The organism is Caballeronia sp. M23-90 (assembly GCF_053574605.1).
This window is the reverse complement of sequence record NZ_JBSIPA010000215.1, coordinates 1-10,554: the sequence shown is the minus strand read 5'-3', so window position 1 is coordinate 10,554 and position 10,554 is coordinate 1. Positions and strand designations below refer to the sequence as shown.

Genomic DNA, 10,554 nt, shown 5'->3' with positions numbered 1-10,554 from the left:
TGCCGCCGGCGCGGCATTGTGGATCGCGTTCCGGCTGCGCGCCTACAGCTCGCGCGTGCGCAGCTACCGGGTCGGCGCCGCGCTCGTGATGGGCGGGGCCGTCGTAGCAATGCACTACACCGGCATGGCGGCGGCGCGTTTTCCGTTGGGCTCGATTTGCGGCGCCGCGCGTGGCGGATTGCATAACGATACGCTCGCGCTGCCGATCATCGTCGTGACGATCGCCGTGCTTGCCGTCGTGCTGATCACGTCGGTGCTCGACCTGCGGCTGGAGATGCAGACCGCGGCGCTCTCGGCGTCGCTGGAAGAAGCGAACGAGGAGTTGTCGTATCTGGTCCTGCACGACAACCTGACCAAGTTGCCGAACCGCGTGCTGCTCGAAGAACGCCTGAAGTCCGCGATCGATTCCGCCAAATTGGCTGATTCCACCCAGCAGTGCTTCGCGGTGATGTTTCTCGACCTCGACGGTTTCAAGAGCGTGAACGATACCTTCGGACATGCCATCGGCGACCTGCTGCTCATGCAGACAGCCGACCGCATCCGCGCCAACGTCCGCTTGCAGGACACGTGCGCGCGGGTAGGAGGCGATGAATTCGTGCTGATCGCGAGCGTGCGCGAACCGGCCGATGCATCGATCATCGCGGACAAGCTGGTCTCGGCTATCGACGATCCGTTCAATGTCGCGGGACATGATCTGCGGGTCTCGGTGAGCATCGGCATTGCGTTGTATCCGGGTGACGGCGAGGAAGTCGAAGTCTTGCTCAAGAACGCGGACGTCGCGATGTATCACGCGAAATCCGTTGGCCGCAATCAGGCTTGCTTCTTCGAAGGTGCAATGAATACGCACACGGAAGATCACCTTGCGCTTTTGCAAGACCTGCGGCTCGCGCGCAAACGGCGTCAGTTCGTCCTGCACTACCAGCCGAAATTCGTCGCCCCGAGCGGACCGATCACGGGCGTCGAAGCGTTGCTGCGCTGGAATCATCCGACACGCGGCCTCATTCCACCCGACACGTTCATTCCGATCGCGGAGCGGACCGGTCTGATCGTGCAGATAGGGGAATGGGTTATCGACGAAGCGTGCCGGCAGGTTTCGCAATGGCGTCGCGCGGGGCGTCCCACGCTCACGATGGCCGTCAACATCTCGGCCCTGCAGTTCGGCAACGCGCGGCTCGTGCCGGCCGTGAAGAGCGCGCTGGAACGGTATCAGCTCGAAGGCGACGCGCTGACACTGGAGATCACGGAATCGACGGCCATGCGTGACGTCGATACCAGCCTCGAGATTCTCGAACGCCTGCGTGCGCTTGGCGTGCGCATTTCCATCGATGATTTCGGCACCGGGTATTCGAGCCTGCTTTATCTCAAGCGCCTGCCGGCAAGCGAGCTGAAAATCGATCGCGGGTTCGTGAGCGAACTCGTCGCCGGCGGTGAGGACGCGGCGATCGTAGCGGCGATCATCGCGCTCGGACAGACGCTCAATCTGAAGATCGTGGCTGAGGGCGTCGAGACCGACGCGCAGCAGGATCTGCTGACGCGCCTTGGGTGCGACTCCTTACAGGGATTCCTGCTCGGACGCCCGATGCCCGCCCTCGAATTCGAAGGCCTGGGGCGCGCGATGCCTCAGAACGTGTGACGCAGGTCCACGGGGACAGCGCTTGCGTGTTCGTCGTGAATGGCGATGATGGAAGGCCTGAAGATTGCGTAGGGTCGTGAAATCAGTTACCCCCAGGGGAGGCGCCAGCGTGAAGATCGCAACGTTCAACATCAATGGCATCCGGTCGCGGTTGCCCGCCTTGCTTGAGTGGCTGGAGCGCGAAGCGCCGGATGTGGTTTGCCTGCAGGAGCTCAAGGCGCAGGACGGGGCGTTTCCCATCGACGAAATCCGCGCAGCCGGTTATGGCGCGATCTGGCATGGTCAGCAATCGTGGAACGGGGTGGCGATCCTCGCAAAGGGCGCCGATCCGCTTGAAAGCCGCCGCGGCTTGCCGGGCGGCGAGGACGATACCCATAGCCGCTATATAGAGGCAGCGGTCGACGGCATGTTGATCGGTTGTCTTTATCTGCCCAACGGCAATCCGCAGCCGGGACCGAAGTTCGACTACAAGCTTGCCTGGTTCGAGCGGCTGATCGAATATGCGGCGACGCTTTATGCGAGCGGCCATCCGGTGGTGCTGGCGGGCGACTTCAACGTCATTCCCACCGACGAAGATATCTACAACACACGGTCGTGGAAGAAAGACGCGTTGCTGCAGCCCGAGAGCCGCGAATGCTATGCGCGTCTGCTGGAGCAAGGCTGGACGGACTCGCTGCGCGCGACGCATCCCGACGAACGCATCTACACGTTCTGGGACTACTTTCGCGAACACTGGAAGACGAATTCGGGCCTGCGGATCGACCATGTACTTCTGAGTGCGGATCTGGCGCCGAAGCTCCGTGGCGCGGGCGTCGACCGCTGGGTGCGCGACCAGCCGCATGCAAGCGATCACGCGCCAGTCTGGATTGAACTCGGCCCAAAACCGCGAAGCAGGGCGGCGAAAAAGAAGTGAGAAAAAGGGGCCTGAGGCCTTTGCGACAACAACGCAACATTTTTCGATCATTGCGATGCCGCCCTCCGGCCCGGCTCGCAACCACAGCGCGCAGGGCTTCCATCCATCTCAACACGCGCCTGCGGCCCATTCGCAGGCGATTGGGCATGCTTTGCCCGCTGCCCGCGGTATTGATGGAACAGTTTTGCATCATTTTTAAAAACGCCCTGCGCATGCCTTCCCTATCAAGGCTTCGCACCGGGAAAGCCTCGATTTCCATGCATTCCGGAGCCCGCGAAGGGCCTCCGGCAAGGCATTTGGCAGACAAAAGTGATAGCAGGAATTAATCCGACGGATAAACGCGCGACCGTCCCGATCTGTTCAAAACTGAAACGTAAACCTTTACCCCCTGAATGTGCGCTGCTGCATAGCCCGGCTATGCCCTTGCTGGCATTGAGTTTGAGGCTCTCTGGCACGGTCCTCGCTAAGTATGTGGTGCAGCACTCGTTAATGTTGAAACAAAGAGAAACAAACGACAGGCACGAACTGCTTCGGGGCTGGCCAGGAATCGGGTTTTAGATTGATGCCGTCAGATGCATCACGAAACGCGAAACCGGCCGGAATAAAAAAACGGCGCACCGCGCAAAAATATAAAGAGAAGATCATCATGCTGACCCTTCAGTCCGACCTGCACGGCAATCATCTGTTGGGTGCGCTTCCCGCGCACGAATGGCAAGCGCTCACGCCCCACCTCGAGCTTGTTCAGCTTCGTACCGAGCAGTTGCTTTGCGATTCGGGACAGCGTATTCAGCATGTGTATTTTCCGACGACGGCCATCATCTCGCTTCTCCACACCATGGAAGACGGCGGTTCGGTCGAGATCGCAGCCATCGGCCGTGAAGGCATGACGGGTGTTCCAGTGCTGACAGGCGGCGACACGATGCCCACTCGCGTCCAGGTCCAGTGCCCGGGTTTCGCTTATCGCATGAGCGCATCGGCCTTGCGTGAACAGTTCGGCCGCTCGGACTTCCTGCGCCGCCTGATGCTTCTCTATATGCAAGCGCTCCTGACGCAAGTCGCGCAAACCGCGGCGTGCAACCGTCATCACTCGCTCTCCAAGCAGTTGTGCCGCTGGTTGCTGATCGAGATCGACCGTACGCCGACTGACAATCTGCAAGTCACGCAACAAATGATCGCGGACATGCTGGGCGTGCGCCGTGAAGGCGTGACCGAAGCGGCAGGAAAACTCCACGATGCCGGCCTGATCCATCACAGCCGCGGCAGTATCAAGGTGCTTGATCGTGCGGGACTGGAGGAGCGTGCGTGCGAATGCTACGGCATCGTCAAGCGCGAGTTCGACCGCATGCTGCCCCGCATCCGCCAGACCGAAGAAGTCAGCTAAGCCTCTTACAGGCATGCGTCGTGCTGCCTCTGTCGGCCATGACCGGATGCGGAGCGCAGGGTGACGAGTCGGATCGTTTCAGTTGTGTTGTTGCTTGCGTTCTTTGCCGCGATGGCGTTCGGTTATCTGGTGCAGGTGGGGCGCGTCGCCGTGCCCGATCGATACAACCCGTTCACACCAATCGATGTTCACGCACCCCCGGGACCGCTCACAACGTTGAAGATGTGGCGGACTACGCATGATGCAACACTCTGCGCGGCCGCACTCGAACAGTCGGGTCTTGTGTATCGGCCGGTTGCTGATACATCAGGGCCGGGCGGGTGTGTATTGAAGGATGTGGTGCGCATCACGCAATCGGAGAGTCTGCGTTTCAGCTCGCCGTTCATGGCCACTTGTCCGCTCGCGGTCGGAATCGCCTTCTTCGAGCATCAGTATCTACAGCCCGCCGCCGCTGAGCTTTACGGCGAGCGCGTGTCGCACGTGGAACATGTCGGCAGCTATGCATGCCGCAACGTCAATCATCAGCAGGACACGGCGCTCAGCCAGCACGCAAGTGCGAATGCCATCGATTTGACGGGCTTCGTGCTCGCCGGTGGCAAGCGCATCACGCTTGACGGTTGGGACGATGCTTCGCGGGACGGGGCTTTCCTGCATCGCGTGCATGAAGGCGCTTGCCACGCGTTTCGAACCATGCTCGGTCCCGACTACAACGCCTTGCACAAGACGCATTTTCACGTGGACATGGGCCCGTACAGCATCTGCCGATGATCGCCCGCGGCAGGTACGGGTTGCATCGACTGGATTGTTGTCGAGAGTCTCTCGATCTCCGTTCAGCGGATTCCTGCCAACGCGGGTTGACTCGTCAGCTGCAGGATCGAAAGCGACACGCGGCTATGCGTGAGGATGAATATGCGAATGTCGTAGGGAATGCTGCGCAGGAGTTGCATCGGGCCGTAGACCAGAAGCAGCGCGGCCATTTCGCATCGCGTGGACAATTGCACGAGCGGCAGTGCCGCGATCAGCAGAAGCAGCACAACATCGATCCATGACAGATTAAAGCGGTTTCCTGACCGGCGATATTGCTGCGCGTGCTTCGACAAAAAGCGCAGCGATTCTTGTGTGAACACGAGATGTGGCGGCATGTTCGGTTTTCCTTGAGCGATTGACCCGTGGACACTGGGTCTCGTAAAGGCAAACACTGGAACAGGCCGTTCTATTCCATCAAATTGCAAGCCGGTTATGATCGGACGACAGCCGCATGAAAGCGACCTCGTTCTCGCGCAAGGGCGCTGTCGACCGCGTCGAGCATGTCCTGGTCGCGATACGGCTTCGTCAGGAAATCCACTGCGCCGGCTTTCATCGCCCGCACCGACATTTCGATGTCGCCGTAACCCGTCATGGATTACACCGGGATGCGCAGGCCGTCTCGCACCAAGTCGTCCTGAAGCGCCAGGCCACTTTCTTGCCGCAGGCGTACATCGAGGATCAGGCAGCTCGGGACGTTCGGCTTCGGGCAGTCAAGGCACTCCCGCGCGCCTGGCTCTTCACGATCATGCACAACCTGTTTGCGAACCAGCGCCGTCATGCATCCATGCACGCGATCCATGTGAGTGTCGATGACGAAGGCGTGCCGGAAACCGAGTTCGCGGTTGCGGCGAATCAGACTCATCGCCTTGAAGTGCGCGACCACGATGCAGCGCTGCAGATGCTTTCCATTGAACTTTTGCGAGGACGTGAACGACCGTGATTCCGGGTGCGAGCCACTCGGTCTACGAATCGCGTCCGAAGCAGGTCGCGGCTGTGATAGAAGATGCCGCTGAACATGCGCAACAGTGACGTGTGAACACAGTGGATTTCGCCGCACGTCCTGCGCGAATTCGGATTTCACTGTAACGTCGCGACTTTGGGCGAGCGATTGAAGCAGATTGAAGCCGGCTGCGACGCTCGTGCCACGAAACCTTTGAATTTTTAAACCCCGGGCCACGCAAGTGCCCCGGGATTTTCCATTGAGCATCCGGTTACCCATGAATCGACGTTTCCTGCAGCTTGCCATCGTGCTGGGCCTCATCACCGCCGTTGGCCCGTTCGCCATCGATATGTATCTTCCCGCGCTTCCTTCAATAGGCGGTGCGCTTCACGCAACCCCCAACGAAGTGCAGTTGAGCCTGATGATGTTCTTCGTCACGCTCGGGGTTTGCCAGCTCGTCTACGGACCGCTCGCCGACATGTTCGGTCGCAAGTTGCCCATCTACGTGGGCCTCGCGATCTTCACGGCGGGCAGCGTGGGCTGTGCGTTCGCGCCGGACGTGCACGTGCTGACGGGCTTTCGCGTGTTGCAGGCGCTCGGTGCATGCGCGGGAATGGTCGTGCCGCGCGCCATCGTACGTGATCTGTATACGGGACACGACGCCACGCGCCTGATGTCGCTGCTGATGCTGGTCGTGAGCGTATCGCCGATCCTCGCTCCGTTGACGGGCAGCATCATCATCGCGGCGTTCGGGTGGCGCGGCGTGTTCTGGGCGCTGACGGTCGCGGGCGGTGTTGCGTTCGTGCTCGCCGCCACGCAACTGGAAGAGACGCGCGAGGCGCATCATCGTGCCGACAGTTCCTGGGCCAGCGCGTTTGCGGGGTATCGAAAGTTGCTGACCGATCCTTCGTTCCTTGGGCTGACGCTGGTCGGAGCGTTCGGCCTGTCGTCGTTTTTCGTTTATCTGGCGAATGCGTCGTTCGTGATCATCGACCACTATGGTTTGACGCCGACCATGTTCAGCCTCTGCTTCGCGCTCAATGCGGCGGCGTTCTTCGGCGTGAGCCAGTTGACCGCGCGGCTGACTGCCAAGTACGGCCTGCCGCGCGTGATTCGCGTCTCGGTCTCGGGCTTCGCGCTTTCCATGAGCATCCTCGCCGTCCTGTTCCTCGCCGGCGCCGATAACCTGCCGCTGATGATGCTGTTCCTGTTTATCGGCTATGGGTTCCTCGGGCTGGTGATGCCCACTTCCGCGGTGTTGTCGCTCGAACATCACGGTGCGATCGCGGGGACGGCCTCGGCGTTGATGGGCGCGTTGCAGTTCGTGGTCGGCGCGGCCGTGATGGCGCTCTCGGGTCTGGTCACGAACGGCGCGCCAAAGCCGATGGTGGTTTGCATTGCACTGTCGGCGATTACCGCCTTCGTGTTCGCGCACGTCACATTGCGCGCGGAACACTTCCGCATGCCGGCAGCGGCGGAGTAGGGTCGTCACGCTGCGCTGGCACAATGCATGGGACATCGCACCAATCGGGAAACTCATGCCGCACGCTGTCCCTTCATCATCGTCAACGTCTGCGCCGCCTTCACGGGCCGTCGAACCGCTGTTTGCGCTTTTCCCCTTCCTGCGTCCTTACGCCGGACGATGGGCGCTTTCTTTCCTCGCGCTGATCACCTCGGCGGGCGCCACGCTGGCGTTGCCGGTGGCGTTCAAATACCTGATCGACCGGGGCTTCGCCGGGGGCGACCGCGCGCATATCGATCGATATTTCCTCGCGCTGTTTGTGGTGTCGCTGGTGCTGGCAGGCGCCACGGCGGCGCGCTTTTATCTTGTATCGTGGCTGGGCGAGCGGGTCACCGCCGATCTTCGGCGCGCGGTCTACGACCACATGCTCGGCATGAGTCCGCAGTTCTTCGAAACCACGCAAAGCGGAGAGGTCCTGTCGCGGCTCACGGCCGACACCACGCTCATCCAGACAGTCGTCGGAACCAGCCTTTCCATGGGACTGCGCAATTTCTTCCTGCTGACCGGCGGCGTGGCGATGCTCGCGGTGACGAGTCCCGTGCTGTCGGGTTATATCATTGGCACGCTGGTCGTAGTGATAGCGCCGATTCTTATCTTCGGGCGGCGTGTGCGGCGGCTTTCGCGTGCGAGCCAGGACAAGATCGCGAACGCAAGCGCGCTGGCGGGCGAGGTCCTCAACGCCATGCCGACCGTACAGTCGTATGCGCAAGAGCCGTTCGAGGCGCGGCGGTTTGGCGGCGCGGTGGAACTTGCTTTTGAAACGGCACTCACGCGGATTCGGGCGCGCGCGTGGTTAACGGCGGTCGTGATCGTGCTCGTGTTTACCGCGATCGTGTTCGTGCTGTGGCTTGGCGCGCAAGCGGTGCTGGCCGGGCGCATGACTGCAGGCCAGCTTTCCCAGTTCATCCTTTATGCGGTGTTCACGGCCGGCGCCGTCGGCGCGCTCGCCGAAGTGTGGGGCGATCTGCAACGGGCCGCCGGCGCCACCGAACGGCTTTTGCAATTGCTGTCATCGCGCTCGCCGGTCACGCAGGCCGGCACGACCATCCCGCTGCCCGCGCAAGGCGAGGGCATCCGCTTCGATAACGTGAGTTTCTCGTATCCGTCGCGTCCCGGCATAGCGGCGCTTTCGGGTATCACGCTGAACGTGCGCTCGGGTGAACATGTTGCGCTGGTCGGGCCTTCGGGCGCCGGCAAGACCACGTTGTTCCAGTTGCTGCTGCGCTTCTACGATCCGCAGACCGGCGCCATCCTGATCAACGGCGTGCCAACGCGCGATGTGCCCCTCGCCGATCTGCGCAAGGAGATCGGCGTCGTACTGCAGGAATCGGTGATCTTTTCGGGCAGCGTGCTCGACAACATCCGCTACGGCGCGCCTGACGCCACGCTCGAACAAGTTCAGCGCGCGGCCGGCATGGCTGCGGCGGCGGGGTTTATAGAAGCATTGCCGCAAGGCTACGAGACGTTTCTCGGAGAGCGCGGCGTGCGCTTGTCCGGCGGACAGCGGCAGCGCATTGCGATTGCGCGGGCGATCCTGAAGAACCCGCCCATCCTGTTGCTCGACGAAGCAACCAGCGCGCTCGATGCCGCCAGCGAACGCCTCGTGCAACAGGCACTGGATAACGCTGCACAGAACCGGACGACGCTTGTCATCGCGCATCGGCTTGCAACGGTGCAACAGGCGGATCGTATCGTCGTGATGGAACACGGGCACATTGTTGCGCAGGGCCGTCACGCCGACCTGCTTCTGAGCTCGCCGCTTTATGCGCAGCTTGCCGCGTTGCAGTTCGGAAGTGCCGAGATGCCTTTGCATCAGTAAGCGCGTGACGCAGATGTGAGTCCCTACGCAGCGACGGTGGTTTCGCGGTCGCCATACGAGGCTGCCACCGCGCCGTGTCCACGGCTGTACTGCCGGGGTGAACAACCCATCACGCGTTTGAACGCGGTACTGAACGCGCTTTCGGATTCGTACCCAAGCGATTGCGCAATCGATGAAACCGGCGCGCCCGAGTTCGTCAGCCGGTCGCCGGCGAGCAGCATTCGCCAGCGCGTCAGATAGTCCATGGGCGAGACGCCGACTGTCTTCTTGAACTTGAGTGTGAAGACCGTGCGTGACATGCCGGCGCGCTCGGCGAGCGACTGCAATGTCCATCGGCGGGAAGGGTCGTCGTGCATGGCCGTGATCGCGGCCGCCATGCGTTTGTCGGCCAGTGCAAACAACCAGCCGACACCCGCCTTCGCACCCTTCGCAGCTTCTGTCAGATGCAGGCGCAAGCCCTGGACGAGCATCATGGTCGCGAGCTGCTGCGCCACAAGAAAGCCGCCCGGCTGCGGTTCGCGCAGTTCCTGCCGCATCCGTTCCACGCACCAGCGCAGCACTGCTTTATCCGATTCGTCGCGAATGTGCACGATGGGTGGCAACACGCCCGACAGAATGCCCGCGTGATCGCCGGTCAGCGCGAAATGGCCGCCGACACTCAGGAAATCCCCGCCGCCGTTGAACGGAGTAATACCGCCAGCTTTGGCGGTGGCGAAAATCGTCATTGAATCGACCGACATCAACCTGAGATCGCTGGCAAGGCGAAAAGGGCGTCCTCTTGGCAACATGAAGCAGTCGCCGGATGCCAGGTACACGGGCTCGGGAACGCCGTCCACCGACAGCCAGCACTCGCCGGAAACGACTGCGTAAAACTTGATGCCTTCATGCTTGCGGAACGATAGCGACCAGTCACCGCCCGCTTCGAAACCACCTGATACGTAATTGCGCAGCTTCAACAGCGAGAGTACGTCTGAGAGCGGGTCCATGGTTTTTCCGAACGAACGCGAAGATAAAACGAACGATACAGCATAGCTCGTTCTTGTTTGCCCGCCTATGATCGGAACGACGCGCTGGAAGGGTCCTCGGCGTTCAATCAAATGGAGAAGTATCGATGCGAGTCTTTGTCACTGGAGCGACCGGTTTTGTCGGCTCCGCAGTTGTTCGGGAATTGATCGGTGCAGGACATCAGGTGCTGGGTTTGACGCGATCGGATGCGGGTGTCGCGGCGCTCGAAGCGGCGGGCGCGCAAGCGCATCGCGGAACGCTCGAAGATCTTGACAGCTTGCGCAGCGGCGCGGCGGCGGCAGATGGCGTGATCCACACGGCTTTCAATCACGACTTCTCGAAGTTCGTGGAGAACTGCGAGCTGGACCGGCGCGCCATTGAAGCGCTAGGCGATGCGCTCGAAGGGTCGAAACGGCCGCTGCTCGTTACATCGGGGCTGGGCCTTCTTGCGCCGGGCCGTGTTGCAACCGAGGACGATACGCTTTCCGCCGCGCACCCGCTCCCGCGCAAGTCGGAGTCGGCCGCCGACGCACA

9 protein-coding genes and 2 pseudogenes are annotated in these 10,554 nt (G+C 61.5%); 9 read left to right on the top strand and 2 right to left on the bottom strand.

Annotated features, from left to right (window positions below):
- The 4 genes from ACRXB1_RS20275 to ACRXB1_RS20260 all read left to right on the top strand — a co-directional run.
- A partial coding sequence (locus ACRXB1_RS20275; protein ID WP_449493009.1) for a putative bifunctional diguanylate cyclase/phosphodiesterase occupies positions 1-1,633 on the top strand: 1,633 nt, incomplete at its 5' end.
- A 109-nt stretch (positions 1,634-1,742) separates the two neighbouring features.
- Positions 1,743-2,546, top strand: coding sequence for an exodeoxyribonuclease III (gene xth, locus ACRXB1_RS20270; protein ID WP_086386694.1), 804 nt, complete (start codon positions 1,743-1,745; stop codon positions 2,544-2,546).
- A gap of 646 nt (positions 2,547-3,192) precedes the next feature.
- Positions 3,193-3,927 carry a Crp/Fnr family transcriptional regulator gene (locus ACRXB1_RS20265; RefSeq protein WP_062002437.1) on the top strand — a complete coding sequence of 245 codons (735 nt, stop codon included), beginning with the start codon at positions 3,193-3,195 and terminating at the stop codon, positions 3,925-3,927.
- A 60-nt stretch (positions 3,928-3,987) separates the two neighbouring features.
- Complete coding sequence (locus ACRXB1_RS20260; protein WP_449493008.1) at positions 3,988-4,695, top strand: extensin-like domain-containing protein; 708 nt, start codon at positions 3,988-3,990, stop codon at positions 4,693-4,695.
- A gap of 62 nt (positions 4,696-4,757) precedes the next feature.
- Here ACRXB1_RS20260 and ACRXB1_RS20255 read toward each other — a convergent pair whose 3' ends face one another.
- Positions 4,758-5,069 carry a hypothetical protein gene (locus ACRXB1_RS20255; protein WP_449493007.1) on the bottom strand — a complete coding sequence of 104 codons (312 nt, stop codon included), beginning with the start codon at positions 5,067-5,069 and terminating at the stop codon, positions 4,758-4,760.
- Positions 5,070-5,458: 389 nt separating this feature from the next.
- On the opposite strand from ACRXB1_RS20255, the pseudogene ACRXB1_RS20250 reads away from it, so the two are divergent.
- The 4 genes and pseudogenes from ACRXB1_RS20250 to ACRXB1_RS20235 form a co-directional block, all read left to right on the top strand.
- Positions 5,459-5,647: pseudogene (locus tag ACRXB1_RS20250) on the top strand (RNA polymerase sigma factor); the annotation flags it as partial.
- Positions 5,648-5,664: 17 nt separating this feature from the next.
- Positions 5,665-5,763: pseudogene (locus ACRXB1_RS20245) on the top strand (alpha/beta hydrolase); the annotation flags it as partial.
- 188 nt (positions 5,764-5,951) lie between these two features.
- Entirely contained in the window at positions 5,952-7,157 is a 1,206-nt protein-coding gene (locus tag ACRXB1_RS20240; RefSeq protein ID WP_075360323.1) for a multidrug effflux MFS transporter, read from the top strand.
- Positions 7,158-7,212: 55 nt separating this feature from the next.
- Positions 7,213-9,015, top strand: a complete 1,803-nt coding sequence (locus tag ACRXB1_RS20235; protein WP_174365149.1) for an ABC transporter transmembrane domain-containing protein — start codon at positions 7,213-7,215, stop codon at positions 9,013-9,015.
- A 23-nt stretch (positions 9,016-9,038) separates the two neighbouring features.
- On the opposite strand, the gene ACRXB1_RS20230 is transcribed toward ACRXB1_RS20235, so the two are convergent.
- The gene (locus ACRXB1_RS20230) at positions 9,039-10,001 is read right to left on the bottom strand and encodes an AraC family transcriptional regulator (RefSeq protein ID WP_449493006.1); all 963 of its coding nucleotides are present in this window, start codon (positions 9,999-10,001) and stop codon (positions 9,039-9,041) included.
- 125 nt (positions 10,002-10,126) lie between these two features.
- Here ACRXB1_RS20230 and ACRXB1_RS20225 point away from each other — a divergent pair.
- On the top strand, positions 10,127-10,554 hold a 428-nt coding region (locus ACRXB1_RS20225), incomplete at its 3' end, for an NAD-dependent epimerase/dehydratase family protein (RefSeq protein WP_449493005.1).

Coding starts and splice junctions, on each gene's coding strand:
- ACRXB1_RS20265 (WP_062002437.1), top strand. CDS start 3,193: ATGCTGACCCTTCAGTCCGACCTGCACGGCAATCATCTGTTGGGTGCG.
- ACRXB1_RS20255 (WP_449493007.1), bottom strand. CDS start 5,069: ATGCCGCCACATCTCGTGTTCACACAAGAATCGCTGCGCTTTTTGTCG.
- ACRXB1_RS20240 (WP_075360323.1), top strand. CDS start 5,952: ATGAATCGACGTTTCCTGCAGCTTGCCATCGTGCTGGGCCTCATCACC.
- ACRXB1_RS20235 (WP_174365149.1), top strand. CDS start 7,213: ATGCCGCACGCTGTCCCTTCATCATCGTCAACGTCTGCGCCGCCTTCA.
- ACRXB1_RS20230 (WP_449493006.1), bottom strand. CDS start 10,001: ATGGACCCGCTCTCAGACGTACTCTCGCTGTTGAAGCTGCGCAATTAC.